This window comes from Paramagnetospirillum caucaseum (genome assembly GCF_000342045.1).
GTDB lineage: Bacteria > Pseudomonadota > Alphaproteobacteria > Rhodospirillales > Magnetospirillaceae > Phaeospirillum > Phaeospirillum caucaseum.
In genome coordinates, this window is the sequence record NZ_AONQ01000066.1 from 1 (window position 1) to 26,473 (window position 26,473).

Below are 26,473 nucleotides of genomic sequence, written 5' to 3' on the forward strand. Positions count from 1 at the left end.
GGCCCGGGCGGCACGCCGGCCGGGGTGATCCACGCCCACCGCGCCATGGCCGGCGGCCTGCCGGCGGTGGAGATGTCGCTCTCCTTCTTCCCCCAGTTCGGGGACATCGTCTGGACCTCCGCCGACTGGATGGGGGCCGAGGCGCTGTTCCGCGCCGTACTGCCCGCCTGGCACCACGGGGTGCCGGTGGTGGCCCGCGCCGGGGGTTTCGATCCGGCCGCCGCGCTGGAGCTGATGTCGCGCCACGGGGTGCGCACCCTCTATGTGCCGCCCGCCCATCTGGGCGCCCTGGCCGAGGCGGCGTCCACCCGGCCCCACGCCATGCCGCGCGCCATCGCCACCGGCCCGGAGCCCGTGGACGAAGCCCTGCACGAGCGGGTGATCAAGGTGTTCGGCGTCCACGCCAACGAGGCGTGGGGGGTGCTGGAAAGCGGCGCGGTGTCGGCCAATCTGGCCGGGCTGATGGAATTGCGCCCGCCGTCGCCCGGCCGGGCGGCGCCGGGCCTGTCGGTGGAGGCGGTGGACGAGCGCGGCCGCCCGCTGCGGGCCGGCGACCGGGGCGTGCTGGCGGTGTCGCCCAACGCGCCGGGCAGCTTTCTCGGCTATTGGGGCGACGGCGGTGGCGCGGCGCGGCGGGTCAACGGCTGGCTGCTCACCGGACGCGGCGGTTTCCGCGACCTGGACCATTACCTGTGGCCCGATCCGCCGGCGGTGGCGGACGGCGCCGTCCGGGTGAGGGGCGGGACGGTGCTGCCCGACGAGGTCGAGGCGGCGCTGGCCGCCCATCCCGACGTGGCGGCGGCCGGCGTGGTGGAATGGCCGGCCGGCGAGTTGAAGGCCTTCGTGGTGTCCCGGGGACGCCCGGGCGAGGCCGCCTTCGCCCGCGAGTTGCAGGGCTGGGTCAGCCTGACCCGTTCGCCCATGGAGGTGCCGTCGCGGGTGGATTTCGTCGAGGAACTGCCGTTGTCCATGGATGGCAGCGTGCGGCGGGGTGATCTGCTCGACCGTCCCATCCGTGTCGATGCCCCCTCTCCCGACGACCGTTGGCCGGGAAAGGGGCGCTGACCCCTGGTGCTTTGCCACCGGAAGTGGCATGATCCTCCGATAAGGACGGGGGATCATGCCATGGGGCGGGCGGCCGAGCATGTGGAACTGACGGAAGAGCAGCAACTGCTGCTCGACAAGATGAGCGCGCTGATCGACGGCCAGACCGACGGGCTGGTCCTGATGGCCGCCGCCCAGGATATGGTGGGCGGCTTGCTGCGGCGCGACTGCGACAGCCAGCTGCGCGAGCAGACCCTGGGCGAGATTTCCCGCTTCTTCCTCGGCATCATCAAGGCGCCCAACCTGTCCGACCAGTACAAGATGGGCCGCCTGAAGGCATTCGCCCGGGCCACGGTCAAGATCCTGCTCGACCGCCGCCCCCAACTGGCCGCCGAGGCCCCGCCGGCGCCTCCGCCGGGCCTCGCCCGCCGGGCTGCCGACCACGCCCCGCCGGTCCGCTGAAGGGTCTCGGCGGCTCAGAAGCCGAATCGTTTGTCAAGAATCCGATTGCTTCATAAAGGCGAAACCCTGTAATCTGTGGCTTGTGCCAGAAGGCGCTGCAAGGGGCGAAGTGTCATCGGACCGCCGTTCCCGGCAGTTGTCATTGTCCATTGATAATAGGAGGGCAGAATGTCCACCTCGATCGCATCAGACGCACCGCTAAGGTCACCGGTCGCCGAGGCGCCCCATGTGGCGGCGCATGCGGCCCAACCTGCGACTGTCGAGGCCCCGGAAAGCGTTTCCGTCTCCGAAGCCCCGCGTTACACCTCTCCGGTGATCAAGGTCGATAGCGGAACCGGTCTGGCTCTGCTGGTCGTCCGCGACGGCGATACGGGCAAGGAAGTCGAGCAATACCCTTCGCGCCAGGTGGTGGAAGAGTATAAGCGCAACATTCCGACGGCGATCGACCATCCGCAGGCTTCGTCGGCCAGGGCGCCGGCCGCCGAGGATGTCAAGGCTCCGCCCGCTCCGGTGTCCGCCGCTCCCAGCGCTCCGGCTCCCGCGGCCGCCCCCGCGCCGACCGGCGGTTCGATCAAGATCTGAGCGGCGGCCGTTTCGCCGCCGCTTGGGCCTGGAAAAACGGCCGGCTCGATACCGGGGCCGGTCCTGTAGCCCCACTCGTCATTCAGGTTCGGCCATTGGGTCGGGCCTGCTTTCGCACGTCTGGAGCAATCCGCTCTCAGCCGCCGAGCGCCGTGCCCAGGCGCCGTTCCGCCGCCGCGTCGCCCAGCAGGCCGATGCGCAGGATGTCTGAGCGGAAGGCAAAGGCGCGGACCAGGATGCCGGCCCGGCCCAGGCGCTCGTAAAGCTCGGCGGCGTGGTCGTGGCGGGCCAGACGGAACAGGAAGGTGCCGCCCGCCACCTCCAGTCCCGCTCCGCCCAGGATGGCGTCCAGGCGGGCGGCGGCATCGGACAGGCGAGCGATGGTGGCGGCGCTCCACGCCTCGTCGGCCAGGGCGGCGGCGCCGATGCCGAGCGCCGGGCCGGAGACCGGCCAGGGGCCGAGATGGGCGGCGAGGCGGTCCGCCATCTCCTCCGCCGCCACGGCGAAGCCCAGGCGCAGCCCGGCCAGGCCGAAGAACTTGCCGAACGAGCGCAGCACCACCAGGCCGGGCCGGGTTGCGGCGGTCAGCGACAGGTCGGGGCGCTCGTCGCAGAAGGCCTCGTCCACCACCAGCAACCCGCCGCGCGCCGCCAGCCGGGCGGCCAGATCGAGCAATTGCCCGGGGGCGATGATCCGCCCGTCGGGATTGTTGGGATTGACCGCCACCACCACGGTGGCGTCGCCCGCCTCGTCCAGCCGGCCGATCTCGCGCACCCGGTGACCGGCGGCGGCCCAGGCGCGGGCATGCTCGCCATAGGTGGGGCCGAGGATGGCGGCATCGGCGGGCGGGGTGATGCGGGGCAGGGCCTGGATCAGGGCCTGACTGCCGCTTCCCGCCACCACCCGGGCGTGCGGCGGCACCGCCCAGCGCCGGGCGGCCGCCTCCAGCAGGGATTGGTGGGCGGCGGAATCGGGAAGCCGCCGCCAGCATTCGGGCGGCAGTTCGGGCAGGGGATAGGGCCAGGGATTGATGCCGGTGGACAGGTCCAGCCAACCTTCGGCGGGACGGCCCCACCGGGCCTGGGCGGCGGCGAGGTCGCCGCCGTGAAGGGGAAGGCGGGCGTGAAGGGGAAGGTGGGTCAGCTTCGGTTGGCGCTTTCCAGCAGCCCCTCGGAAATCTGCAGGTTGACGTTGACCAGGGTGGTGATGGTGTTGTCGCTGATCTCGACGCCCTTCTTCAAGGTGGTGTCGGCCACGAAGTCGGACAGGCGCTTCAGGTTGGCCTTGACCGGGTCGGGAAGGGTGCTGTCGGCGTCGGAGACCAGGGTGCGGATGGCGACCCACAGCTGGAGATTCTGTTCCAGCGCCGCGGCCAGGCGGGCCTTGTCGCCGCGCGACTGGTCCAGGGTGATGGCCGCCTCAACCAGGCCGAAGGCATCCTGTTCGCCGATCTTCAGCGATTCGATCTGGATTGCTTGGGACATACGCTTTCCCCCGACTTCAAACGAGCGCGGCCCATCGCCGCCTCGGCACGTTGCCGAATCATACGTCAGACAATGGAATCTTGCCAAACCGTATGTTTAGAAACCCTTAATCGGGAGGCGACGCGCGTTGACGCCCCGCGGCCCGCCCCCTATCCTCGCCGAATGATGTATCGACGATGGGGTGCCCGGTGAGCGGTGGCAAGCACAAGACGGCGGACCAACTCCTGCAGGATGCGGTGAAGCTCCATCTGTCCGGCGACCTGGACGGGGCCGGGCGCCTCTACAAGAGCTTGCTCAAGCAGATGCCACTCCATCCCGACGGCCTGCACCTGTCCGGGTTGGCCGCCATGCAGAAGGGCGAGTTGAAGGAGGCCGAGCGCCTGATCCGCGGCGCCATCGCCGCCAGCCCCAAGGCCGCCGCCTATCACGGCAATCTCGGCACCGTGCTGATCTCGGCCGGCCGGCCCGATCAGGCCATGGAATGCTATCGCCGCGCCGTCGAGCTGGACGAATCCTATGTGGACGGCTGGCGCAACATGGCCAGTCTGGCGGCCAGGACGGGCGATCACGAGGGCTCGGCCCTGGCCTACAGCAACGTGGTGCGGCTGACCGGCGGCGCCGATGGCGGGGCGCTGGGCTATCTCGGCCTGGAACTGGCGGTGCTGTGCGACTGGGACAACATCCCCATGGTCCGGGAAGCCATCTCCGCCCTGCCGTCCTGGCGGACCGGCAAGAGCCTGCCGGTCCCGCCCTTCACCCTGCTGATCCACGATTTCAGCCCGGCCGAGCAGCGCCGCCACGCCGACGAGGCCGCCTCGTTCATCGAGAATCGGACCGCTCCCATGCGCCACGCCCCGCAGGCGCGGCGCCCGCGCCTGCGGCTGGGTTACCTGTCCGAGGATTTCCACGACCACGCCACCGCCTATCTGCTGGCCGAGGCGCTGGAAAGCCACGACCGTTCCCGCTTCGAGATCTTCGCTTATTCCTACGGCCCCGAGGCCGAGGGGCCGGTGCGCGCCCGGCTGAAGGGCGCCTGCGACCACTGGGTGGAACTGGGACGGCTGTCCGACGCCGACGCGGCCGGGCGCATCCGGGCGGACGGCATCGACATCCTGGTCGACCTGAAGGGGCACACGGGTATGGCCCGCACCGGCATCCTGGCCGCCCGCCCGGCGCCGCTCCAGGTGGCGTGGCTGGGCTTTCCCGGCACCTTCGGCGGCAGCTGCATGGATTACATCATCGCCGACCGCTTTGTGATTCCGCCCGGCGCCGAGGGCGATTATGCCGAGCAGGTGGTGCGCCTGCCGCTGTGTTACCAGCCCAACGATTCGCGCCGTCCCCGCGCCGCCGCCCGCGAGCCCAAGGCCAAATGGGGTCTGCCCGGCGACGCCTTCGTGGTGGCGGTGTTCAACAACAGCTTCAAGATCAACGCCGAGGCCTTCGCTGTGTGGATCAGCGTGCTGCAGGCGCAGCCCGACGCGGTGCTGTGGTTCGTGGAATTCCATCCGGCCGCCACCGCCAGCCTGCGGGCCATGGCGCAGGCGGTAGGCATCGACCCGGCCCGGCTGGTCTTCGCGCCGCGCCTGTCCCAGGCCGAGCATCTGGCCCGCCTGTCGGCCGCCGACCTGTTCCTCGACACCTGGCCATGCGGCGGCCACACCACGGCCAGCGACGCCCTGTGGGCCGGGGTGCCGCTGGTGGCCTGGGCCGGGCGGACCTTCGCCTCGCGGGTGGCGGGATCGCTGCTCCACGCCCTGGGCTTCGACGAACTGATCGCCGAGTCGCAAGGGGCCTACTACGCCCTGGCCCAGCATCTGGCCAAGGACCGCGACGCCCTGGCCCAATTGCGCGCGCGCCTGTGGGCCGCCGGCCAATCCTCGCCCCTGTTCGACGGCAAGGCCTTCACCCCGCCGCTGGAACAGGCCTTCGACACCATGTGGGCGACGTGGGAGACGGGCGGAAAGCCCCAGGGTTTCGACGTTTAGACCCCCAGCACCCACCGCACCCGCAGGCTCCGCCCCGAGGTGAAGCCGCGCTTGAAGAAGGCGATGGAGATTTCCTTGTCGTCGGCATGGCCGCGCGGCGGAATCTCGCCCAGGTCGAAGCGGGCCAAGCCCGCCTCCCTGGCGCGCAGGATGGTGTTCCACAGCGGCCAGTGGCCCAGCGGCTTGTCGAACTTGTCGCGGTCGTAGACCCCCGAGGCGTAATAGGCGGTGCCGCCCGCCCACACCACGATGGAGCCGGCGGCCAAGGTGCCGTCTTCAAGGAAGCCCAGGGCCATCTCGGCGCGGCCTTGGATGATCTCGTCCCAATAGACCTGCCAGTAATCGTCGCTCCGCCGCCTTCCGCCGGCGATGCGGGCGTGGAAACCGGGGAACAGGTCGAACAGGGCGCGGTCGGGAGTGGCGGCGTTGACGAAGGAGAGCGTCAGGTTGCGGCTGCCCCAGTTGGTCAGCGAGCGGTAGCTGTCGCGGATATCGGCGCGCAAGGCTTCCGGCGGGTGCGACAGGTCGACCATGGCCGAGGCCTGGACGCTGCCCTCGGCGCCCCGGTCCACCAGCAGGGTGGCCAGCGGATCACCCCCGGTGCTTGCCGCGCCGCCGATCACCAGACGGCCGGCGCCGGTCTCCCTGGCGATTGCGGCCAGATGGTCCAGCGCGGCGGTGAGGCTGTCCCTGATATGCCGGGGTTCGGCGCCGTCCTTCCAGGCCAGCACCGCCGGCAGGCCCCAGAACGATACCTGATCCGGCCCGGCCGTGGCGCGCACCCGCGCCACCGGCCCGGCCGGGCCGCTCACCTGGAACGAGCAATCCCGGTGGGCCGGGGCGACGGTGGGATAAAGCCGGGCGGCGAAGCCTCCGCGCAGGGGGTGGGCGTCCCAGTCGGGAAAGTCCTCCGCCGCCGCGCCGGGATCGATGGGTTCCGCCCGGTACCTGGACATTATCCGCGCTCCAGCGCGCGCAAGCCGGCCATGTTCTCCGCCACCTTGGTAAAGGCGTTGGCCACGTCGTCCAGATCGGCGCGGCTGGCCGGCGGGCGCATCAGTTCGTGGGTGATCACCCGGTTGAAGTGGGCGTCCTCGGTATCGGGGCACGTGCCGGCGGCGTAGTCGGGGGCGCCGGAATAGTGGGGGCACTTGAAGGGGCAGCCCACCTCGCCGTAGCCCATCTGGCGCTGGTAGAGGGGCTGGAGGTAGAGGGGGCGGACATAGCCCTCGCCCATCAGCACGCCTTCGCCTTCCCGCAATTCGGTGGCGGCCAGTTCGGCCTTCAGTGCCCGCACGAAGGTGGTGCGCGGCACGCCGGCCGCCTCGGCGTCATAGGACAGGGCGTGGACGTAGTAGACGTGCTCGACCCCGTCCTGCACCCGGGGCATGGACAGGAAGGGGATGCCCTTGATGCGGTCCTCCAGGTAGCTGACGTTGGCCTGGCGGCGCTTGACCAGATCGGGCCCCTTCAACAGCTGGCGCCGGCCGATGGCCGCCTCGATCTCGCCTAAGCGGAAGTTGAAGCCGATCATGTTGACCAGATCGGTGACGCCCTTCTTTTCCACCACCGCCTCGGCGTGGTTGCGGATCAACTGCAGCTTCTCGGCCAGCCGGGGATGGTTGGTGGTGACCACGCCGCCTTCGCCGGTATGGATGTGCTTGTGGTAGTTGAGGCTGAACACTCCCATGTGGCCGAGCGTGCCCACCTTGCGGCCCTTGTAGGTGGCGAAGGGCGCCTGGGCACAATCCTCGATCACCGTCAGCCCGTGTTCCTCGGCCAGGGCCATGATGGGGTCCATGTCGGCCACGTTGCCGAAGATGTGCACCACGATGATCGCCTTGGTGCGGGGCGTGATCTTGGCCGCGATGGTCCTGGCCGACAGGCAGTAGCTGTCGGGATCGATGTCGGCGAACACCGGCACGGCGTTGAACACCAGGGCGGCCACCGCCGAGGCGCTCATGGTGTAGGGCGAGACGATGACCTCGTCCCCCGGCCCGATGCCCGCCGCCCCCGCCGCGGCGTAAAGGCCGCTGGTCGCCGAGTTGACGCTGACCGCGTGGGCGGCGTCGAAGGCGGTGGCCCATTCGTGTTCGAAGGCCTTGATCTCGGGACCGCCGAAGAAGTCGTTGTGCCAGGTGCCGAGGAAGCGCGACAGGATGCCGCTTTCCATCACCTTGGCCACGGCGGCGCGGTCGTCGTCCCCGATCACCGAATAGGCGGGGAACAGCTTGGTGCGGACGGGGGCGCCGCCCAGCAGGGCCAGGGTGCTCATGGATGGGTCTCCGGCAGGGACGAGAGGAAGGCGCACAGCTCCTGCGCCGCCAGCGCGGTACGGCCCGTGCTGCGCAGCGGCGTGCCGTCGTTCAAGTGGCGGGCGATGTTGTCGACGGCGTCCAGCATGGCGTAGCCCAGGCCGCTATCCTTGGTCGCGCCCTCGGCCAGGGCGCGATAGCCGGCAAAGCGCGGGCTGTCGGTCACCGGGCGCCTGATGATTCTGAAGGCCGAATCGGTCAGGCTGATCCGGCCGCCGGAAAACAGCAGATCGGCCTCGAACAGCGAAAAGGCGGTCATGTCGGCGCCCAGCAGGTGGATGGGGGCGCCTTCGGCGGTTTTCACCACCACGTCGCGGGTGGGGTCGTCGAGGCGGCCGTCCGCCACGATGCCCAGGGCGCAGACCGGCGACAGCCCGCCCAGCAGGAAGGACAGCAGGTCGAGGAAATGGCTGCCGTTGTTCAGCAGGCCCTTGGTGTACCAGGCGCTGGCCTTCTGGAAGGCTCCCCATTGGCCCCGGGCGATCTCGCCCTGCAAATGGACGAGGCCGCCGGCCCAGCGGCGGAGGTAATTCACCGCCAGCGGCTTGCCGGCCCGCTCATAGGCCTCGACGACGGCGCGCGACCGGGCCACGTCGTCGGTCAGCGGCTTCTCGGCGAAGACCAGACGGGCGGGGCCGGGCAGCAGGGCTTCCAGGGTCTCCGCATGACAGCGGGTCGGCACGCAGACGCTGGCCACGTCGTAGGGCACGTTCACCTCGGCCAGAGCGGCGAAGCCGGCGGGAATACCCCAGTGGGCCATGAAGGCGGCGCGGCGTGCCGCGTCGGGCTCGACGCAGGCGGCGATCTCGAAGCCGGGATGGCGGCGGTAGGCCTTGGCGTGGGTCAGCACCTGCTCGGAACCGGGGTCGGCCTCGTCATAGCCGCCGGCGATGGCGCCGCAGCCGATGATGATGGCCCGCAGCCTCTCAGACCCAGCGGTGGGCGACATGATCGTTGATCTTGCGCAGTTCGGGATGGGCCCGCAGCAGGGCCAGGATGTCGGCCAGGGAGAAGCCCGGACCCCTGGGCAGCAGCGCCGAGAACACGGTATCGATCAGCTCGTAATCCTGCGGCGTGTCGAGCGTCAGGCGCAGTTCGGGGTCGTGCAGCCCGGGCGGGGCGGCCAGATTCATCAGGGAATAAAGTTCCGGGTGGCGGTAGATGTAGAGGCTGACATGCTCGTGGTCGGTGGGATCATTGGTGCGGGCGGCCACGTCGTCCAGCACCGAGGTGGCGAACACCTGGGTGTCCATGCCGATGGGGTAGGTGCGTTCCAGCACGTTGGAAAGGTAGTCGATGCCCGAGGCGCGGTAGGCCTGGACGCATTGCTCGACGATCAGGGGATCGATCAGCGGGCAGTCGCCGGTCAGCTCGACGATGACGTCGGCGCTGAAGGCGTGGGCGGCGTCCAGCACGCGGGCCAGCACGTCGTCCTCCGAGCCGCGCCAGCAGCCGATGCCCAGCTCCTTGGCCAGGGCCTCGACGGAATCGTCGGCGGCGTTGACCGTGGTGGCGACCACGATGCCGTCCAGGGATGGAACCATCCCGAGGCGCTCGACCATGCGGGCCAGCATGGGCTTTCCCTGGGCGGGCAGCAGCACCTTGCCCGGCAGGCGGGACGAGGTCATGCGCGCCTCGATGGTGGCGACGATCTTCATGGGCGGGCAAACTCTTCCGTGGCGGTGGCGAAAGGGTAGGACCGCGCCGTTAAGATCGGCTTAAGCCCCAGCCCCGCCCCGTGGTAGAAGCGTGCCATGACCCCCGACGAAATCCTTTCCCGCGTGCTCTACAAGGACCAGGACGTCATCGTCCTGGACAAGCCCGCCGGACTGGCGGTGCACGCCGGCCCCAACTCCCCCGATCACCTGGAGCTCTATCTGCCGGGGCTGTCGTTCGGCTGGGCCGAGGTGCCCAAGCTCGCCCACCGCCTGGACCGCGACACCTCGGGTTGCCTGATCCTCGGGCGCCACGCCAAGGCCATCAAGCGGCTGGGCAAGATGTTCGAGCAGCATCGGGTGGACAAGGTCTACTGGTCGGTCTGCCATGGGGCGCCGGAAGCCGACAGCGGCACGGTGGACGCCCCCCTGCTCAAGGTCTCGGCGCGTGGCCAGGGCTGGCGGATCAAGGTCGATCCGGCGGGGCAGCCTTCTATGACCGACTGGTCGGTATTGGGGCGGGGCGGGGGGCTGTCCTGGATCGAATGGCGGCCCCGCACCGGGCGCACCCACCAGATCCGCATCCACGCCAAGCATCTGGGTTGTCCGCTGCTGGGCGATGCCTATTACGGCCCCGACCCGGAAACCAAGGTCCGGCTGCACCTGCTGGCCCGCGCGGTGTCGTTTCCCGCTTTGGCGCCGTCCAAGGAGCCGGTGCGGGTCACGGCGCCGCCGCCCGCCCATATGATCGAGGCGTTGCGGACGTGCGGGTGGCGGGGGGATTGATACCCGGCTTGCCTTTATGGCATCATACGCCATATGAAGGCGGCGCGGATATTCTATGATCGGATGGATTTTCCCGATTGCGCCATCGTCGAGATGGTTATCTGGGCGGTACCGTCACCGGTCGAGGGTAGCGCGCATGGACTGAAGTACAGCCTGTTCTACGGCTATCCCGGCCGGCGGCTGATAGGGTACGACAACGAGCGCGGCAAGGGAGATCACCGGCATATCGATGGGCGGGAGGAAGCGTATTCCTTCACCACCCCCGAGGGGCTGGTCGCCGATTTTCTGGCCGATATTCGACGGATGAGAGGTGAGCCATGAATGGCGGCAGCGTCAATGTTCGCATCGGCACGCTCGATGACATGGGGCGGCGCTTCAGCGATGCCTGGCACCGGGCCGAGGCCGGCGAGGCGGTGGACGAAAGCAACCTGACCTTCCCCGACCTGGAGGCGCTGCTGGCGGCCTTGACGCCCAAGCGCCTGCACCTGCTGCGCCACGTCCGTCACCATCCGGCCCCCAGTATCAAGGCGCTGGCCGCCGAACTGCACCGTGACTACAAGAACGTCCACCGTGATGTGGACACGCTGTCCAGGCTGGGTTTGCTGGCTCGCACCCCCCAGGGTGTGGTGGCGCCCTATGGCGCGGTCGAGGCCCGGCTGGTTCTATGACCCGCCCCCTGCCCTTCGACTTCATGGAACGCCCGCCTCTGCCCGAAGGCGATGTGGAGTTCAAGATCGTCTCCGATTACCAGCCGGCCGGCGACCAGCCCCAGGCCATCGACCAATTGTCGGCGGGGGTGACGGCCGAGGAGCGCGACCAGGTGCTGCTGGGGGTCACCGGCTCGGGCAAGACCTTCACCATGGCCCATGTCATCGCGCGGACCAAGCGCCCGGCCCTGGTGCTGGCCCCCAACAAGACCCTGGCCGCCCAGCTTTACGCCGAGATGAAGGGGTTCTTTCCCGACAACGCGGTGGAGTATTTCGTCTCCTATTACGACTACTACCAGCCCGAAGCCTATATCCCGCGCACCGACACCTATATCGAGAAGGATTCGGCGGTGAACGAGCAGATCGACCGCATGCGCCATGCGGCGACGCGGTCCCTGCTCGAGCGCCGCGACGTGATCCTGGTGGCCTCGGTGTCATGCATCTACGGCATCGGCTCGGTGGAATCCTATGCCCGCATGACCGTGGCGCTGAAGGTGGGCGAGTGCATCGACCGCTCCGACCTTTTGAAGCGGCTGGTGGAGTTGCAGTATACCCGCAACGACGCCGCCTTCGAGCGCGGCACCTTCCGCGTCCGGGGCGATGCGGTGGAGATCTTCCCGGTCCACTACGAGGACCGCGCCTGGCGCCTCTCCCTGTTCGGCGACGAGATCGAGGCCATCAACGAATTCGATCCCCTGACCGGCGAGAAGACCTGTTCGCTGTCGGAGGTGACCGTCTATCCCTCCAGCCACTACGTTACGCCGCGCCCCACGGTGACCCAGGCCATCAAGGGCATCAAGGCGGAGCTGAAGGAGACGCTGGAGCGCTTCCACGCCGAGGGCAAGCTCCTGGAGGCGCAAAGGCTGGAGCAGCGCACCAATTTCGACCTCGAGATGCTGGAGACCACCGGCCACTGCAAGTCCATCGAGAACTATTCCCGCTACCTCACCGGGCGGCGTCCCGGCGATCCGCCGCCCACCCTGTTCGAGTATCTGCCGGAAGACGCCCTGCTGATCGTCGATGAAAGCCACGTCACCGTGCCGCAGATCGGCGGCATGTTCCGGGGCGACTTCAACAGGAAGAGCGTGCTGGCCGAATTCGGTTTCCGCCTGCCGTCCTGCATCGACAACCGGCCCCTGAAGTTCGAGGAATGGGAGCTGATGCGGCCCCAGACCGTCTACGTCTCGGCCACGCCGGGGCCGTGGGAGATGGAGCGCACCGGCGGGGTGTTCACCGAACAGGTGATCCGCCCCACCGGCCTGATCGATCCCGTCTGCATCGTGCGTCCCGTCGAGCATCAGGTGGACGATCTGCTGGCCGAGGTGCGGCAGATGGCGCGCCTTGGCAACCGCACCCTGGTCACCACGCTGACCAAGCGCATGGCCGAGGATTTGACCGAGTACATGCACGACAACGGGGTGCGGGTGCGCTACCTGCATTCCGACATCGACACCCTGGAGCGCATCGAGATCATCCGCGACCTGCGCCTGGGGGCCTTCGACGTGCTGGTGGGCATCAACCTGCTGCGCGAAGGCCTCGACATTCCCGAATGCGCCCTGGTGGCCATCCTGGATGCCGACAAGGAGGGCTTCCTGCGCTCCAAGACCTCGCTGATCCAGACCATCGGCCGCGCCGCGCGCAATATCGACGGCCGGGTCATCCTCTATGCCGACAAGATGACCGCCTCGCTGGACTACGCCCTGGCCGAGACCAACCGCCGGCGCGAGAAGCAGCAGGCCTACAACGCTCTCCACGGCATCACCCCGGAAGGCATCCGGAAGGCGGTGTCCGACGTGATGGACAGCGTCTACGAGGCCGATTACGTCACGGTGGGCACCGGCGATTCCGGGCTGGCCCACGGGGTCGGCCACAACCTGGCCTCGGTCAAGGCCGACATCGAGAAGCGCATGAAGGCGGCCGCCGCCGACCTGGAATTCGAGGAGGCCGCCCGGCTCAGGGATGAACTGCGCCGGCTGGAGGCCCTGGACCTCGGCATCGAGGTCAATCTGGGAACCAAGGGACGGCCCCGCCCCACCGGTAAGCCCAAGGGGCGGCGACGCGGTTGATTCGGTATCTACCCATCGGTCAGGGGGACGAAGGCTTTCTACTCTGTTAGAGTAAGTCCAGAGGATGGGGCCGGCGGCTGCGCCGGCAGGGAAGGAGCGCGGGTAGGCTCATGGAGCGGATCGGTAAATACGTCATTCACACGGCGGTGGTGACCTCGGGCTATGCCCGGATTCTGCTGTGCCACGACCCGGACCTCCAGGTTCCGGTGGCGATCAAGCTGTTCGACCCCAAGCCGGGCGACGACGGGCCGTTGAGCCCGGCGCAGCAGCTGACCCGTTTCCTGACCGAGGTCCGCACCCTGGCCTCCTTCGACCATCCCTATATCGTCGGGGTCAAGACGCTGGAGCATCTGGCCGACGGGCGGCCCTATTTCGTCATGCCCTACATGGCGGCCCATCTGCCCTACGAGATCGGCAAGGACTTCGCCACGGCGGAGGAGGCGGCCGCCGCCTCCGAGCGCGACCGGCCGCGCCGCATGAGCGGCCAGCGGGCCATGCTGGTGATGAAGCAGCTGTCCTCGGCGGTGCTGGCGCTGCACAAGCGCAATCTGGTGCACCGCTCGCTGAAGCCGTCCAACGTCCTGCTGTCCGCCACCCAGAACGGCGCGGTCAAGCTGTGCGACTTCTCGCTGATCAAGCTGGCGGAAAAGAACCTGCCGCTGCCCGATTTCTGGATGGGTGACGCCGCCTATACCGCGCCCGAACAGCGCGAGAACGCCACCGCCGTCAAGGCCAGCGCCGACGTCTATTCCCTGGGCGTGCTGGCCTGCCGCCTGCTGGTCGGCGCATTGCCCGACCTGTCGGCCGGTCCGGCGGTCCTGGGCGGCGGTTTCCCCGCCCAGCTGGTGGAGCTGGTCGCCGCCTGCACCGATCCCGATCCGTCGCGCCGTCCGCCCCATGCGGGCGAGGTGCTGGGCGGCCTCGACCGCGTGCCGCCGCCGGCCCGGCCCGGCCCGGCCAAGCCGGTGGTCCAGGTGGTGAGCAAGCCGCGGGCCGTGGCCCCCGCTTCCCCGCCGGCTCCCCAACCGGTCGCCGCCGAGTCCTGATGACCCACGACCCTGTGTCGCCCCGCTTGCCGCGCGCCGCCCTGGTCACCGGGGGCGGGCGGCGGATCGGCCGCGCCATCGCCCTCGATCTGGCCCGCCAGGGCTTCGCCGTCGCCGTCCACTATCACCATTCGGCGGACGAGGCCGATGCGGTGGCCGCCGAGATCGCCGGGATGGGCGGACGCGCCGCCGCCCTGGCCGCCGATCTGGAGCGCGAGGATCAGGTGGCGGGACTGATCGGCAGAGCGGCGGAGGCCGTGGGGGCCGCTGGGCCTGCTGGTCAACAACGCCTCGGTGTTCGAGAAGGACGACGCCCTGGGGGCGAACCGGGCCAGCTGGGACCTCCACATGGAGGTCAATTTGCGCGCCCCCTTCGTCCTGACCCAGGAATTCGCCCGCCAATTGCCCGAAACCGCCGAGGGGCTGGCGGTTAACCTGCTGGACCAGCGGGTGTGGAGCCTTACCCCCCATTTCACCAGTTATACCCTGTCCAAGGCCGCCCTGTGGGCCGCTACCCAGACCCTGGCCCTTGCCCTGGCGCCGCGCATCCGCGTGGTGGGCATCGGCCCCGGCCCGGCCCTGCCCAGCACCCGCCAGAGCGACGCCCAGTTCGCCGCCCAGGTGGCGGAGCTGCCGCTGGGGCGCGGCACCTCGCCCGACGAGGTCTGCCGCACCCTGCGATACCTCTTGGCCACGCGGTCCATCACCGGGCAAATGATCGCATTGGATGGTGGGCAGCATCTGGGCTGGGCAACCGGCGGAACTGCTCCCAACGAATAGGCGTGGTCGTTTGGTGCGGTGCGGTGGCTGCCTCTTTTGAACCGCTTCCGCAACGGTCCAGGCAATGCCTGGGACTCTGCCCGGCCCTGGACCGTGTCGAGTTGTTCACAGGTCTTAACGCGTCCGGGCGGTTGTCAGGAACCCCCCTTTCTGTCCAGGGGAAAAGCCGATATTTGCCAATTGTTTACACTTGACTTGGTTAAGTCATTGAAAAATAACGTTATGGCTAGGGTGCTTACAAAATGGGCAAAGTGCTAGGACCCCAGGAGACTCAAGGGGGCGACCCGTGCAGCATGAACTTGCCAACAGACTTATCAACAGGTTTCGTGGATATCCCGCGATGCAAGGGAAATTCTGCTGCCCCAGCGAAAAGGATAGGCTAAACCTCTGCCGCTGGTCTGCGGGAGGAGCGCCTTGACCGAATCGGAACGCCCGGCCATGCCCCTGGCCACTGGTGTGGAGGTTATCGCCCAAGTGGTGGCGACCCTGCCGGGAAGCCCCGGGGTCTATCGCATGCTCAACAGCAAGGGCGACGCCCTCTATGTGGGCAAGGCCAAGAGCCTGAAGAAGCGGGTGGTGGCCTATACCCGGCCAGACCGCCTGCCGCTGCGCCTGCAGCGCATGATCGCCGAGACCGCCTCCATGGAGGTGGTGACCACGCGGACCGAGGTCGAGGCGCTGCTGCTGGAAAGCAACCTGATCAAGACCCTGGGGCCGCGCTACAACATCCTTCTGAAGGACGACAAGAGCTTCCCCCACATCCTGGTCACCAATGACCACGACTGGCCGCAGGTGCTGAAGCACCGGGGCGCCAGGAACCGCAAGGGCGAGTATTTCGGCCCCTTCGCCTCGGCCGGCGCCGTCAACCAGACCCTGGCGGCGCTGCAGCGGGCCTTCCTGCTGCGCTCGTGTTCCGATTCGGTGTTCGCGTCCCGCACCCGGCCCTGCCTGCTGTTCCAGATCAAGCGTTGCTCGGCGCCGTGCGTCGAACGCATTCCCCGCGACGAGTATCTGGCCCTGGTGGAAGAGGCGAGGGCCTTCCTGTCGGGACAGAGCCGGCGCGTCCAGCACGATCTCACCGCCCGCATGGAGGCGGCGGCCGAAGCCATGGAATACGAGACGGCGGCGGTGTTCCGCGACCGCATCCGCGCCCTGGCCCGCATCCAGGCCCACCAGGACATCAACTCTGCCGAGGTGGAGGAGGCCGATGTGGTGGCACTGCATCAGGCCGGCGACGGGGTGTGCATCCAGGTGTTCTTCTTCCGCTCGGGCTGCAATTACGGCAACCGCGCCTATTTCCCCGTCCACACCCAGGGCGAGGAGGCGCCGGAGATCATGGCCGCCTTCCTGGGGCAGTTCTACGCCGACAAGACGCCGCCCCGCGAAATCTTGCTGTCGCTGGAGCCCGCCGAGGCCGGCATCGTCGCCCAGGCCCTGTCGGAGAGAGCGGGGCGCAAGGTGGCGCTCTCGGTGCCGAAGCGCGGCGACCGCAAGCGGCTGCTCGAGCATGCGCTCGACAACGCCCGCGACGCCCTGGGGCGGCGCATGGCGGAAAGCGGGGCGCAGAGGAAGCTGCTGGAGGGCGTGGCCGAGGTCTTCGGGCTGGACTCGGTGCCCGAACGCATCGAGGTCTACGACAATTCCCATATCCAGGGTTCGGATGCGGTGGGGGCGATGATCGTCGCCGGTCCCGACGGGCTGATGAAATCGGCCTACCGCAAGTTCAACATCCGCTCTACCGAACTGACCCCCGGCGACGATTTCGGCATGATGCGCGAAGTGCTGACCCGGCGCTTCGCCCGCGCCCAGAAGGAGGACCCCGACCGCGACCGGGGATTGTGGCCCGATCTGGCCCTGATCGATGGCGGCCGGGGGCAGCTCAACGCCGCCCTGGGCGTGCTGGAGGAACTGGGCATCGACGACGTCATGCTGGTGGGCATCGCCAAGGGTCCCGACCGCAATGCCGGGCGCGAACGCTTCTTCCTGCCGGGCAAGGAGCCTGTCAGCCTGGAGATGCGCCACCCGGTACTCTACTTCCTCCAGCGCTTGCGCGACGAGGCCCACCGCTTCGCCATCGGCACCCACCGGGCCAGACGGTCCAAGGGGCTGGTCCAATCCACCCTGGACGCCCTGCCCGGCATCGGGCCGAAGCGCAAGAAGGCGCTGCTGCACCATTTCGGCTCGGCCCGCGCCGTGGCCGAGGCCGGCTTGCCCGACCTGGAAAGCGTCGAGGGAATCAGCCGCGCCATGGCCAAAAAGATTCATGACTACTTCCATCCCGAGGGGTAGTATTCGCCCCGCCATGCTGACCAGCCTTCCCAACCTGCTGACTCTTTCGCGGATCGTGGTGATTCCGCTGGTGGTCGGGCTGTTCTATGTGGATGGCGAGGGCGCCCGCTGGGCGGCCTGCGCCCTGTTCGTCGCCGCCGCCGTCACCGACTGGTTCGACGGCTATCTGGCGCGCTCTTGGAACCAGGTGTCCAAGTTCGGCCGTTTCCTCGACCCCATCGCCGACAAGCTGCTGGTGGCCTCGGTGCTGTTCATGCTGGTCGCCTTCGACCGGCTCAGCACCGTGTCGTTCCTGCCCGCCCTGATCATCGTGCTGCGCGAGATCCTGGTCTCGGGCCTGCGCGAGTTTCTGGCCGAGGTCCGGGTCGGCATGCCGGTGTCGCGCCTCGCCAAGTGGAAGACCGGCATCCAGATGACCGCCATCCCGGTGCTGCTGGTGGGCGACGCCGCCACCTTCATGCCCACCCGCCTGTTGGGCGAGGTCGGCCTGTGGGCCGCCGCCATCCTGACCATCATCACCGGCTGGGACTACCTGCGGTCCGGCATGCGCCACATGGGAGAGTCGGCGGAATGAAGGTGTTCGGCATCGCGGGACGCTCAGGCATGGGCAAGACCACGCTGGTCATCCGGCTGATTCCCTGGTTCCGGACGCGCGGCATCGCCATCTCCACCGTCAAGCAGGCGCACGAGGCCTTCGACGTGGACAAGAAGGGCAAGGATTCATACGAGCACAGGGAGGCCGGCGCCTCGGAGGTGATGATCGCCTCGGCCCGGCGCTGGGCGCTGATGCACGAATACCGCGACGAGCCGGAATACTCCATGGACCAGTTGCTGGCCCGCATGAGCCCGGTGGATCTGGTGCTGGTGGAGGGCTTCCGCCAGTGGCCCCATCCGCGCCTGGAGGTCTGGCGGGAAGAGGGGGGCAAGCCTCCCTTCTGGCCCGAGGACGACCGCATGCAGGCCCTGGTCAGCGACAGGATGGTGGCCGGCTGCCCGTTGCCCTGGCTCGATATCGACGATACCGACGCCATCGGCCGGTTTATCGTGGAAAGGGTGGGGCTGTGACCGACCGCTTCGCCGTGACCGCGGACATGATGACCGTCGCCGACGCCCTGGCCCGGTTGGAGGCGCGCCTCGCCCCCGCCGTGGCGGCCGAGGAACTGCGCCTGCACGATGCCCTGGGCCGCATCCTGGCCGAGGACGTGGTCTCGGCGGCCAACGTGCCGCCCCACGACAATTCGGCGGTGGACGGCTGGGCCTTCCGCCGCGCCGATCTGCCCGCCGACGGCTGCCTGCCGGTGGTGGGACGCGTCGCCGCCGGCCATCCCCTCGACGGTCCGCTGCCCAAGGGCGGCGCGGTGCGTATCTTTACCGGCGCCCCCCTGCCCGAGGGCGCCGACACCGTCGCCATGCAGGAAGACTGCAGGGATCAGGGCCAATCGGTGGTGTTGCCCATCCGTCTGGCCGAGGGCGACAACGCGCGTTCCGCCGGCGAGGATATCTCGCGCGGGTCGGTGGTGCTGCATGCCGGCAGTCGCCTGCGGCCGCAGGAGCTGGGCGTGGCGGCGGCCACCGGGCGTGCCTCGGTCAAGGTCTACCGGCGGCTGAAGGCGGCGGTGTTCTCCACCGGCGACGAGATCCGCGACCCCGGCACCGAACTGCCGCCCGGCTGCATCTACGACACCAACCGCTTCACCGCCGCGGGCCTGCTGCGCGCCCTGGGGGCCGAGGTCACCGATCTCGGCATCCTTCCCGACCGTTTCGAGACCATCAAGGCGGCCCTGGCCGAAGCGGCGGCGTCGCACCAGCTGATCCTCACCTCGGGCGGCGTCTCGGTGGGCGACGAGGATCATGTGAAGCCCGCCGTGCTGGCCCAGGGCTCGCTGGATTTCTGGCGTCTGGCCATCAAGCCCGGCCGCCCGGTGGCGCTGGGCGAGGTGGCGGGGACGCCCTTCGTCGGCCTGCCCGGCAATCCGGTGGCGGTGATGGTCACCTTCATGCTGATCGCCCGGCCCATGGTGCTGCGCCTGATGGGCGCCGCCCGCAGCGACCTGCCGCGCTATCCGGTGGAAGCGGGCTTTGCCTTCCGGCACAAGCCGGGGCGGCGCGAATACCTGCGCGCCCGTCTCGCCCACATGGACGGGCGGCTGGTGGCGGCCAAGTTCCCCTCGGACGGCTCGGGCGTGCTGACCTCCATGACCTGGTCGGACGGACTGGTGGACATCCCCGAGGAAAGGGGTGACATCGCGCCGGGCGAGATGGTGGATTTCCTCTCCTACGCGGACATGATGCGATGAAGGTGCTGTATTTCGCCTGGCTGAAGGCCAAAACCGGACTCGGGGAAGAGGATGTCATCCCGCCGGACGGTGTCGCCACCGTCGGGCAACTGGTGGAGTTCCTGAAGACCCGCTCGCCCGGCCATGCGGCGGCCTTCGAGGCCATGGGCGTGGTCCGGGTCGCGGTGAACCAGGATTATGGCGGCCTCGACACGCCGGTGAAGGCCGGCGACGAAGTGGCGTTCTTTCCGCCGGTGACGGGAGGCTGACATGGCCATCCGGGTCCAGCGCGAGGATTTCGACCCCGGCGCCGAGCTGGAACGCTTTTCCTCGGGCCGCACCGATGTGGGCGGCATCTGCCTGTTCGTCGGGCTGGTCCGCGACTATATGGGCCATGACCCGGCCTCGGGCGCGGCGGTCAATGCCATGACCCTGGAACACTATCCCGGCATGACCGAGCGCCAGCTGGAAGCCATCGAGGCCGAGGCTCGCGGCCGCTGGCCCCTGGACGACGCCCTGGTCATCCATCGCTACGGCAAGCTGGAGCCGGGCGAACGCATCGTGCTGGTGGCGGCGTCGTCGGCCCACCGCGATGCCGCCTTCGAGGCTTGCCGCTTCCTCATCGACTGGCTGAAGACCAAGGCGCCGTTCTGGAAGGTGGAGCACACCCCGGAGGGTGATGCCTGGGTGGACGCCAAAGAGTCCGACGATGCGGCGGCGTCGCGCTGGGATCGGGTGAAACCCTGAAGTCCAGGGGCAAAAGACTGAGGGATGACGGGCGCGGGGTCAAGACTTAACCGTCTTTTACCTTTTGTTAACCTCTTGCCCTGTGGTAGAATCCGAGTCTGTATTTCTCGGGTTTCGCCATGTCCGACTTGATCCGTCAATCCGTCTCCTGGCCTTACGTTCACGGTGCCCGCAGCTATTCCCGCGTCACCCAGCTGGCGTCGTCGCCGGCTGCCGGATCGTCGGAGAAGACGGAAGAGACGGACCGCCCCAAGGCCCCCAAGGCGGAAAGCGGCGAAAGCGAACCCGCCACCGCGACCACGCGCCGCGGGGCGCGGCTGGACCTTTCCATCTGACGCCGATCGGCCTTTGCTTCGATCCGCCATCCCGACGCCCCTGTATCCCGACGCCCTTGGGCGGAGGGATCTCGTCCTGGCTCGGCTTTTCAGGACCGGCGGTGATGGTCCAGGCTGAGGTCCTTCGCTTCGCTCAGGATGACCCGACCAGTCGGTCCATGGGACGGCTCTACTTGCCCTTTCTGGCCTTGCCCTTGGCGGGCGCCGCCGGTTTGGCTTCGGCGGGCTTGGCCTCGGTCCCCGGCCACAACCGGGTGTCGGGCGGCAGGGGGCTGTGGCGGTTGAATTCGCGCAGCTGGGCGCGGTAGAGGTCCAGGTAGTCGGCGCGGGCCAGCATCTCCGCCGCGTCGCTGTCCAGGTCGGTGCCGATCTCGTCGTAGACCTCCATGTTGGCGAGGTCGGGAACCGGCACCCGGCCGGCGACGAAATCGTCCCACATGCCTTCCAGCAAGGCATCCAGGTGGGTGACCAGCTTGTCGGTGTCGAACAGGTCGCAGGTGTTCCGGTTGGCCGCCAGCTTTTCGCGGTAGACGGCGCGGCGGCGCTTATCGTTGCCCAGGTCCACCGCCTTTTCCACGTAATCCTCGAAGGTGGTGCAGACCAGCTCGCCCAGGCCGGCCGCCACCGCCAGACTGCCGCAGACCCGCGAGGCGAAGCCGCGTCCCGCCACGGTCAGCACCGGCACGCCCATCCACAGGGCGTCCGAGGCGGTGGTGTGGGCGCCGCAGGGCGAGGTATCGAGGAACAAATCGGCCAGGGGATAGCGCGACAGGTGTTCGGCGTTGATCAGCTTGGGCGCGAAGATGATGCGGTCGGGGGTGACGCCATGCTTGATGGCTTCCTGGCGCAGGCGCTCGTTGATGCGTTCGCCACCGTCCAGCAGCCACAGCACGCCGTTGGGCACCCGGCTCAGGATGTCCATGAAGCGGGCCCACATGGGAGCGGTGAACTTCTGCAGCCCGTTGAAGCCGCAGAACACCGTGGCGTTGGCCGGCAAACCCGCCGCCTCGCGCGTCCACGTGATGTCGGCCACCAGCCGCTGGCGGTCGTTGGGCTGGTAGCAGGGCAGCCGCACCACCTTCTCCGAGTAATAAAGCTCGAAATCCGGCGGAATGGTGAAGTCGTCGGCGATGACGTAATCGTGGAAGGGCGTACCCATGGAACCGGGATAGCCCAGCCAGTTGACCGCCACCGGGGCCGGGCGCATGGCCATGATGGCCGGGCGCGCCTCGCCGGTATAGCCGTTGAAGTCGATCAGGATGTCGATGCCGTCGGCATGGATGCGCCGCGCCACGTCCTCGTCGTTCATGTCCAGGATGTCGACGAAGTGGTCCACGTCGTTCATCACCTGGGTCTGGATGCGGTCGCCGGTACGGCGCGAGCAGGAATAGGCGTAGACCTCGAAGCGCGAGCGGTCGTGCAGCTTGTACATCTCGGCGGTCAGGTAGCCGTGGGCGTGCTCGCGGAAATAGGACGACAGATAGCCGATGCGGATGCGGCGCTTGGGCCGCCGCTCCAGGGCGGCGCGATGGCTGTCCAGGTCGAAGAATACCTTGGGCCGGCCGACCTTGACCTTGTAGTACCGGTTGCCGCGCGCCAGATGCAGCAGCGGGTCGTCGGTATGGAAGACCAGGCAATGGGGCGACATGGCGGTGAGCAATTGCCGCCGGGTGGGGCCGGCGACGCCGGTCAGCACCGGCCACTTGCACAGCTTCTGGCGGATGGCGATCCAGTGCTGCATGGCGTCGGCGGGCTGGACCAGCTCGATGCACTGGCGCAGCGCGTCCTCGCCCGATTCCTCCAGCGAGGTGTGCTCCAGCACGCGGCCGATCTGCTTTAAGGCCGAGACCTTGTAGTTCACCGTGTCGCCGGTCACGCCGGGCAACTGGCCGACCATGCCCAGCCACTGGGTCACCGCGTCGGGGGTGCGGCCCAGGCGCTCATAGGTGCTGCCCAGGTTGATGTGGGCCGGGAAGAAGTCGGGGCGCTGGGCGAGGGCGGCCTTGAACGCCTCGACGGCGCCCTCCTGGTCGTTGAACTTGCCCAGCAGCACCCCGAGATTGTACTGGATGGCGTAGGCCAGCGGATTGCTGCCGTTGTACTGCAGCCAGGTCCGGTACAGGCCGAGCGCGTCCTTGTCGGCGCCTTGGGCCGCCAGGCTGTCCGCCGCGGCGATGACGCGGGTTGCATCGATCTTGCCCGATACGATCAGGTCCATGACCTCCGCGATGCCGTTGCTCATCAGCCGTTCTCCATCTGGGGGGTGGTCCACAGGCGGCTGTCCGCCGGCATGGGGTAAAGGTGGTCACGCTCGGCGAGACCCTTGCGCCAGCGGGCGAAATACTCGTCCTCGGGGGCGAAGTCGATGACTTCCGCCGGATGCTCGATGCCGGCGTCGAGATAGACGTCCAGGTTGCGCAGGTCGGGCCGCGGCAGGCGGCCGGCCATGAAATCGGCCCACATCTCGGCGTAGAGGCCTTCCAGGCGGCTGACCAGCAGATTGGTGTCGAACATCACAGCGTTGGGCTTGGCGGCGCGCAGTTGTTCGCGGTAGGCCAGCAGCCTCGGGCGGTCGTTGCCCAGCGCGATGGCCGTCTCCACGTATTCGTCCGGGGTCGAGCACACCAGTTCGGGCAAACCGGCCGAGCGCAGCAGCGAGCCGCCGACCCGCGAGGCGAAGCTGCGGCCGGACAGGGTCAGGATGGGGACGCTCATCCACAGGGCGTCCGAGGCGGTGGTGTGGGCGCCGTAGGGGAAGGTGTCGAGGAACAGGTCAGCCAGGGTCATGCGGGCCAGATGGTCCGGGCTGGGCAGGCGGCGCCCGAAGATCACCCGGTTGCGCCCGATGCCGCAGGCCTCGGCCTTCTCCCACAGACGGTTGTGGACCTCGTCATTGGCCTCGAGAAGCCACAGCACGCTGCCCGGCACCGAATGCAGGATGCGCATCCAGCGTTCGAACATCAGCCGCGAGATCTTCTGCTGGCTGTTGAAGCAGCAGAACACCGCCCCGTCCTCGGGCAGCCCGACCTCGCTCCGCGACGGCGGCTGGTTGGCCACGGCGCGCTGGCGGTCGTTGGCCTGATAGCAGGGCAGGCGCATGACCTTTTCCGAGCAATACATCTCGCGGCCCGGCGGAATGATCCATTCGTCGGCGATGACGTAATGGTGGTAGGGCGTGCCCATGGTGCCGGGATAGCCCAGCCAGTTGACGTTGACCGGAGCCGGGCGCATGCCGAACAGGCGGGTGCGCGCCCCCTTGGTGTGGCCGTTGAGGTCCACCAGGATGTCGATGCCGTCGTCACGGATACGGTTGGCGGCGACCTCGTCGCTCATGGTGGTGATGTCGGTCCAGTGGTCGAAGCTGGCCCGGATGCGCTGCTTCAGGGGGTCCTCGCCGCCCGGGCCGCAATAATAGGCGAAGATCTCCACCTTGGAGCGGTCGTGCAGCCCGAACACCTCGGCGATCAGGTAGCCGACGGCGTGGGCCTTCAGGTCCGAGGAGACGTAGCCGATCCTCAGGCGCTGGCGGTCGGCCCGCTCGGCCGGCGTGACCTCGGGCAGGCGGGCGATGCGCCGCCCGAACATCTTGCAGCAATGCTCCCAGGCCGAGGCCAGATGCAGCAACGGGTCGTCGGTATAGGCGGCCAGCGACAGCGGGCTGAAATTGCGCATCTGGGCCATATGGTCCATACCCTCGAAGGGTACCACCACCGGCCAGCGGCACTGGACCATGCGCGACGCCAGCAGATGCTCGGCGTTTTCGCGCTGGCTGTTGTCCAGTTCCAGGCTCTGGCGCAGCACCTCTTCGGCCGAGACGACCTGCTGGCGCTCTTCCAGAACCCGGGCGATCTGCTTCAAGGCGGTGGCCTTCATGCGGATACCGTGACCGGTGATCGAGCCCAGGCGGGTGGCCAGGCGGTTCCAGGTGTCCACCGCCGCGTCGGCCTGGCCCAGATTCTCCATGACGCCGCCCAGATTGATATAGGCGGGGTAGAAATCGGGATTCAGCTCGATGGCCTTTTCCAGCGCGGTCCTGGCCTCCTCGGGCCGGCCGATGGCCGAAAGGGTCACCGCCTGGTTGAAGTGGGCGGCATAGAGCAGGTGATGGTCGCGGTTGAGCCCGATCCACAGCTGGTAGATCTGCAAGGCCAGATCGGTGTTGCCGCTCCGGTGCAGCGCCTCGGCCGTGCCGAACACGTCCTGAAGCGTGAGCCGTCCCTCGGTAAGGGCCTTCACCGCAGACAGAAAGACATCCTGGGTCATCGAGCGTCCCGTTTCCGGTTGGGGCAGGCACCCGCTCGAATCGCCGTTCCGAGCGGGATGCCGCCCATAATGACCGCTCAATGGTTAACGGATTGATGCTCGCAGCAAGCCGGCAGGCGGGACCTGCGGAGCGGCGCGCGCAAGCCGCCGGAACCCTTGGGCACCGGGGACAGGAGGGGAATGGAAAAGGGGGATGAGCCGTCCCGGAAGGGACGGCTCAACTCGCCTCAGGTGTTGGTGTTGGATCCGCTGTTCGCCCAGCTGTAGGCGTTCAGCTGATCGGCATCGAAGCTGCCGACCTGGGTACCGTCGAAGGCGGCAGCCTGGACGGAGGTCAGGGCGTAGATGTCCGTGGTCTGCAGCCCGTCCAACTGAGTGGTGGTCAGCGAGGCGATCTGCGTCGTGGTCAGCTTGTTGGCCTGGGTGGTGGTCAGGGACTCGATGGAGGCCGAGGTCAGGGCCCCGATCTGGGTGGTGGTCAGGAGGGCGATATCGGTGCTCTCGATGGCCGAGAATACCGTGGTGGTCAGCCCGGCCAGTTGGGTGGTGGACAGGCCGCCGACCTGGGTGGTGGACAGCGCCGCCACGTTGGTGGTGGTCAGGCCGTTGACCGCGGTGGTGCTCAGGGCTCCGATCTCGGTGGCGGTCAGGGCGCCCAGCGTGGTGGTGCTCAGAGCCCCCGCCTGCGTCGAGGTGATGCTGCCCATCTGGGTGGTGGTCAGGGCGGCGACATCGGTGGTTTCCAGGGCGCCGACCTGGGTGGTGCTGAGGCCGGCCATCTGGGCGGTGCTGAGGCTGGCCACCTGGGTGGTGGACAGGGCAGCCACCTGGGTGGTGGTCAGCGCGTTGAGGTCGGTGGTCTCCAGGGCGACGATCTGGGTGGTGGTCAGGACCGCCAGGTTGGTGGTGGTCAGGGCCGCCGCCTGGGTGGTGCTGAGGCCGGCGATCTGCGTGGCGGTCAGCGACCCGAGGTCGGTGGTTTCCAGGGCGTTCAGCTGGGTGGTGGAGAGGCCGACCACCTGGGTGGTGGTCAGGCTCTGCACCTGGGTCACCGAGAGGGCCGCCAGATCGGTGGTCTGGAGGGCGTTCAGCTGGGTGGTGCTGAGGCCGCTGACCTGGGTGGTGGTCAGGCTGGACACCTGGGTGGTGGACAGGGCCGCCACGTTGGTGGTGGTCAGCGCGTTCAGCGTGGTGGTCGACAGGGTCGCCAGATCGGTGGTCTCGATGGCGCCGAGCGCGGTGGTGCTGAGACCGGCCGCCTGGGTGGTGGTGACAGCCCCCAGCTGGGTGGTGGAGAGCGCCGCGATGTCGGTGGTCTCCAGCGAATTCAGCTGGGTGGTGCTGAGGCCGCTGACCTGGGTGGTGGTCAGGCTGGCCACCTGGGTGGTGGTCAGGGCCGCCACGTCGGTGGTTTCAGGCGTTCAGCGTGGTGGTGCTGAGGCCGGCCACCTGGGTGGTGGTCAGGCTGGCCACCTGGGTGGTGGACAGCGCCGCCACGTTGGTGGTGGAGAGCGCATTGACCTGGGTGGCGGAGAGCGCCGCCAGATCGGTGGTCTCGATGAAGCCCTGCTGGGTGGTGGTCAGCGCGCCCACCTGGGTGGTGGTCAGGGCCGCCGCCTGGGTGGAGGTGAGGCCGGCCACGCCGGTGGT

26 protein-coding genes and 1 pseudogene are annotated in these 26,473 nt (G+C 68.5%); 17 read left to right on the top strand and 10 right to left on the bottom strand.

All coding sequences use genetic code 11. The annotated features are described in order from the left end of the window. The 3 genes from H261_RS18255 to H261_RS18265 form a co-directional block, all read left to right on the top strand. On the top strand, positions 1-1,065 hold a 1,065-nt coding region (locus H261_RS18255), incomplete at its 5' end, for an AMP-binding protein (protein ID WP_008620469.1). 60 nt (positions 1,066-1,125) lie between these two features. Next, positions 1,126-1,506 carry a hypothetical protein gene (locus tag H261_RS18260; RefSeq protein ID WP_008620471.1) on the top strand — a complete coding sequence of 127 codons (381 nt, stop codon included), beginning with the start codon at positions 1,126-1,128 and terminating at the stop codon, positions 1,504-1,506. A 168-nt stretch (positions 1,507-1,674) separates the two neighbouring features. After that, a complete protein-coding gene (locus H261_RS18265) occupies positions 1,675-2,088 on the top strand; it encodes a hypothetical protein (protein ID WP_152426962.1) in 414 nt (137 codons plus the stop codon). Between the two features lie 136 nt (positions 2,089-2,224). On the opposite strand, the gene cobD is transcribed toward H261_RS18265, so the two are convergent. Both cobD and H261_RS18275 read right to left on the bottom strand, forming a co-directional pair. After that, entirely contained in the window at positions 2,225-3,232 is a 1,008-nt protein-coding gene (cobD, locus tag H261_RS18270; protein ID WP_052004331.1) for a threonine-phosphate decarboxylase CobD, read from the bottom strand. Beyond that, positions 3,229-3,573: a flagellar biosynthesis regulator FlaF gene (locus H261_RS18275; RefSeq protein ID WP_008620476.1), complete on the bottom strand. Its 345-nt coding sequence runs from the start codon at positions 3,571-3,573 to the stop codon at positions 3,229-3,231. Before H261_RS18275 ends, cobD begins: the two co-directional genes overlap by 4 nt. 188 nt (positions 3,574-3,761) lie before the next feature. Between H261_RS18275 and H261_RS18280 the strand changes: the two genes are divergently transcribed. Continuing rightward, positions 3,762-5,558, top strand: coding sequence for an O-linked N-acetylglucosamine transferase, SPINDLY family protein (locus H261_RS18280; protein ID WP_040476847.1), 1,797 nt, complete (start codon positions 3,762-3,764; stop codon positions 5,556-5,558). On the opposite strand, the gene H261_RS18285 is transcribed toward H261_RS18280, so the two are convergent. From H261_RS18285 to H261_RS18300, 4 genes are read right to left on the bottom strand one after another with little or no spacing between them, the layout of a single operon-like run. After that, positions 5,555-6,514 (bottom strand): GNAT family N-acetyltransferase, encoded by a 960-nt coding sequence (locus H261_RS18285; RefSeq protein WP_008620480.1) that lies wholly within the window; start codon positions 6,512-6,514, stop codon positions 5,555-5,557. The two genes, H261_RS18280 and H261_RS18285, sit on opposite strands and share 4 nt — an antisense overlap. Then, complete coding sequence (locus tag H261_RS18290) at positions 6,514-7,833, bottom strand: DegT/DnrJ/EryC1/StrS family aminotransferase (protein ID WP_008620481.1); 1,320 nt, start codon at positions 7,831-7,833, stop codon at positions 6,514-6,516. Before H261_RS18290 ends, H261_RS18285 begins: the two co-directional genes overlap by 1 nt. After that, positions 7,830-8,822, bottom strand: a complete 993-nt coding sequence (locus H261_RS18295) for a Gfo/Idh/MocA family protein (protein WP_008620482.1) — start codon at positions 8,820-8,822, stop codon at positions 7,830-7,832. The genes H261_RS18290 and H261_RS18295 overlap by 4 nt, the downstream gene beginning before the upstream one ends. Continuing rightward, a complete protein-coding gene (locus tag H261_RS18300; RefSeq protein WP_008620483.1) occupies positions 8,800-9,531 on the bottom strand; it encodes a cytidylyltransferase domain-containing protein in 732 nt (243 codons plus the stop codon). Before H261_RS18300 ends, H261_RS18295 begins: the two co-directional genes overlap by 23 nt. A gap of 96 nt (positions 9,532-9,627) precedes the next feature. On the opposite strand from H261_RS18300, the gene H261_RS18305 reads away from it, so the two are divergent. From H261_RS18305 to H261_RS18365, 13 genes and pseudogenes are all read left to right on the top strand, one after another. Next, entirely contained in the window at positions 9,628-10,314 is a 687-nt protein-coding gene (locus tag H261_RS18305; RefSeq protein WP_008620484.1) for an RluA family pseudouridine synthase, read from the top strand. 63 nt (positions 10,315-10,377) lie between these two features. Then, a complete protein-coding gene (locus H261_RS18310; RefSeq protein WP_235062978.1) occupies positions 10,378-10,635 on the top strand; it encodes a toxin-antitoxin system TumE family protein in 258 nt (85 codons plus the stop codon). After that, the gene (locus H261_RS18315; protein ID WP_008620486.1) at positions 10,632-10,982 is read left to right on the top strand and encodes an HVO_A0114 family putative DNA-binding protein; all 351 of its coding nucleotides are present in this window, start codon (positions 10,632-10,634) and stop codon (positions 10,980-10,982) included. The genes H261_RS18310 and H261_RS18315 overlap by 4 nt, the downstream gene beginning before the upstream one ends. Next, positions 10,979-13,087: an excinuclease ABC subunit UvrB gene (uvrB, locus tag H261_RS18320; protein ID WP_008620488.1), complete on the top strand. Its 2,109-nt coding sequence runs from the start codon at positions 10,979-10,981 to the stop codon at positions 13,085-13,087. Before H261_RS18315 ends, uvrB begins: the two co-directional genes overlap by 4 nt. 110 nt (positions 13,088-13,197) lie before the next feature. Further along, positions 13,198-14,133 carry a serine/threonine-protein kinase gene (locus H261_RS18325; protein WP_008620489.1) on the top strand — a complete coding sequence of 312 codons (936 nt, stop codon included), beginning with the start codon at positions 13,198-13,200 and terminating at the stop codon, positions 14,131-14,133. Next, positions 14,133-14,913, top strand: a pseudogene (locus H261_RS18330) (SDR family oxidoreductase). The gene H261_RS18325 and the pseudogene H261_RS18330 overlap by 1 nt, the downstream one beginning before the upstream one ends. 438 nt (positions 14,914-15,351) lie before the next feature. Continuing rightward, positions 15,352-17,202 (top strand): excinuclease ABC subunit UvrC, encoded by a 1,851-nt coding sequence (uvrC, locus tag H261_RS18335; protein WP_407636098.1) that lies wholly within the window; start codon positions 15,352-15,354, stop codon positions 17,200-17,202. A 13-nt stretch (positions 17,203-17,215) separates the two neighbouring features. Beyond that, the gene (gene pgsA, locus H261_RS18340; RefSeq protein WP_008620491.1) at positions 17,216-17,776 is read left to right on the top strand and encodes a CDP-diacylglycerol--glycerol-3-phosphate 3-phosphatidyltransferase; all 561 of its coding nucleotides are present in this window, start codon (positions 17,216-17,218) and stop codon (positions 17,774-17,776) included. Next, positions 17,773-18,267 carry a molybdopterin-guanine dinucleotide biosynthesis protein B gene (gene mobB / locus H261_RS18345; protein ID WP_008620492.1) on the top strand — a complete coding sequence of 165 codons (495 nt, stop codon included), beginning with the start codon at positions 17,773-17,775 and terminating at the stop codon, positions 18,265-18,267. The genes pgsA and mobB overlap by 4 nt, the downstream gene beginning before the upstream one ends. Next, positions 18,264-19,499 (top strand): molybdopterin molybdotransferase MoeA, encoded by a 1,236-nt coding sequence (locus H261_RS18350; protein ID WP_008620494.1) that lies wholly within the window; start codon positions 18,264-18,266, stop codon positions 19,497-19,499. The genes mobB and H261_RS18350 overlap by 4 nt, the downstream gene beginning before the upstream one ends. Then, on the top strand, positions 19,496-19,747 hold the full coding sequence (gene moaD / locus H261_RS18355; protein ID WP_008620497.1) for a molybdopterin converting factor subunit 1: 252 nt from the start codon (positions 19,496-19,498) through the stop codon (positions 19,745-19,747). Before H261_RS18350 ends, moaD begins: the two co-directional genes overlap by 4 nt. Before the next feature lies 1 nt (position 19,748). Next, positions 19,749-20,225, top strand: a complete 477-nt coding sequence (locus H261_RS18360; protein ID WP_008620498.1) for a molybdenum cofactor biosynthesis protein MoaE — start codon at positions 19,749-19,751, stop codon at positions 20,223-20,225. Positions 20,226-20,344: 119 nt separating this feature from the next. Beyond that, entirely contained in the window at positions 20,345-20,560 is a 216-nt protein-coding gene (locus H261_RS18365) for a hypothetical protein (protein WP_008620500.1), read from the top strand. A 169-nt stretch (positions 20,561-20,729) separates the two neighbouring features. Here the strand turns inward: H261_RS18365 and H261_RS18370 are convergent, their stop codons facing one another. The 4 genes from H261_RS18370 to H261_RS25505 form a co-directional block, all read right to left on the bottom strand. Beyond that, on the bottom strand, positions 20,730-22,802 hold the full coding sequence (locus H261_RS18370) for an O-linked N-acetylglucosamine transferase, SPINDLY family protein (RefSeq protein ID WP_008620503.1): 2,073 nt from the start codon (positions 22,800-22,802) through the stop codon (positions 20,730-20,732). Beyond that, the gene (locus H261_RS18375; protein ID WP_008620505.1) at positions 22,802-24,823 is read right to left on the bottom strand and encodes an O-linked N-acetylglucosamine transferase, SPINDLY family protein; all 2,022 of its coding nucleotides are present in this window, start codon (positions 24,821-24,823) and stop codon (positions 22,802-22,804) included. Before H261_RS18375 ends, H261_RS18370 begins: the two co-directional genes overlap by 1 nt. Positions 24,824-25,050: 227 nt before the next feature. Next, positions 25,051-26,226 carry a hypothetical protein gene (locus H261_RS18380; RefSeq protein WP_052004330.1) on the bottom strand — a complete coding sequence of 392 codons (1,176 nt, stop codon included), beginning with the start codon at positions 26,224-26,226 and terminating at the stop codon, positions 25,051-25,053. Between the two features lie 10 nt (positions 26,227-26,236). Then, the coding region (locus tag H261_RS25505) for a hypothetical protein (protein WP_161625051.1) at positions 26,237-26,473 on the bottom strand (237 nt) is incomplete at its 5' end.

Excerpts from the sequence above, each read along its gene's own strand:
- H261_RS18285 (WP_008620480.1), bottom strand. The coding sequence starts at position 6,514 with ATGTCCAGGTACCGGGCGGAACCCATCGATCCCGGCGCGGCGGCGGAG.
- H261_RS18260 (WP_008620471.1), top strand. The coding sequence starts at position 1,126 with ATGGGGCGGGCGGCCGAGCATGTGGAACTGACGGAAGAGCAGCAACTG.
- H261_RS18365 (WP_008620500.1), top strand. The coding sequence starts at position 20,345 with ATGTCCGACTTGATCCGTCAATCCGTCTCCTGGCCTTACGTTCACGGT.
- uvrC (WP_407636098.1), top strand. The coding sequence starts at position 15,352 with ATGCCCCTGGCCACTGGTGTGGAGGTTATCGCCCAAGTGGTGGCGACC.
- H261_RS18315 (WP_008620486.1), top strand. The coding sequence starts at position 10,632 with ATGAATGGCGGCAGCGTCAATGTTCGCATCGGCACGCTCGATGACATG.
- uvrB (WP_008620488.1), top strand. The coding sequence starts at position 10,979 with ATGACCCGCCCCCTGCCCTTCGACTTCATGGAACGCCCGCCTCTGCCC.
- H261_RS18360 (WP_008620498.1), top strand. The coding sequence starts at position 19,749 with ATGGCCATCCGGGTCCAGCGCGAGGATTTCGACCCCGGCGCCGAGCTG.
- moaD (WP_008620497.1), top strand. The coding sequence starts at position 19,496 with ATGAAGGTGCTGTATTTCGCCTGGCTGAAGGCCAAAACCGGACTCGGG.
- H261_RS18325 (WP_008620489.1), top strand. The coding sequence starts at position 13,198 with ATGGAGCGGATCGGTAAATACGTCATTCACACGGCGGTGGTGACCTCG.
- mobB (WP_008620492.1), top strand. The coding sequence starts at position 17,773 with ATGAAGGTGTTCGGCATCGCGGGACGCTCAGGCATGGGCAAGACCACG.
- pgsA (WP_008620491.1), top strand. The coding sequence starts at position 17,216 with ATGCTGACCAGCCTTCCCAACCTGCTGACTCTTTCGCGGATCGTGGTG.
- H261_RS18295 (WP_008620482.1), bottom strand. The coding sequence starts at position 8,822 with ATGTCGCCCACCGCTGGGTCTGAGAGGCTGCGGGCCATCATCATCGGC.
- H261_RS18375 (WP_008620505.1), bottom strand. The coding sequence starts at position 24,823 with ATGACCCAGGATGTCTTTCTGTCTGCGGTGAAGGCCCTTACCGAGGGA.
- H261_RS18265 (WP_152426962.1), top strand. The coding sequence starts at position 1,675 with ATGTCCACCTCGATCGCATCAGACGCACCGCTAAGGTCACCGGTCGCC.
- H261_RS18275 (WP_008620476.1), bottom strand. The coding sequence starts at position 3,573 with ATGTCCCAAGCAATCCAGATCGAATCGCTGAAGATCGGCGAACAGGAT.
- H261_RS18305 (WP_008620484.1), top strand. The coding sequence starts at position 9,628 with ATGACCCCCGACGAAATCCTTTCCCGCGTGCTCTACAAGGACCAGGAC.
- H261_RS18310 (WP_235062978.1), top strand. The coding sequence starts at position 10,378 with ATGGATTTTCCCGATTGCGCCATCGTCGAGATGGTTATCTGGGCGGTA.
- H261_RS18370 (WP_008620503.1), bottom strand. The coding sequence starts at position 22,802 with ATGAGCAACGGCATCGCGGAGGTCATGGACCTGATCGTATCGGGCAAG.
- H261_RS18300 (WP_008620483.1), bottom strand. The coding sequence starts at position 9,531 with ATGAAGATCGTCGCCACCATCGAGGCGCGCATGACCTCGTCCCGCCTG.
- H261_RS18290 (WP_008620481.1), bottom strand. The coding sequence starts at position 7,833 with ATGAGCACCCTGGCCCTGCTGGGCGGCGCCCCCGTCCGCACCAAGCTG.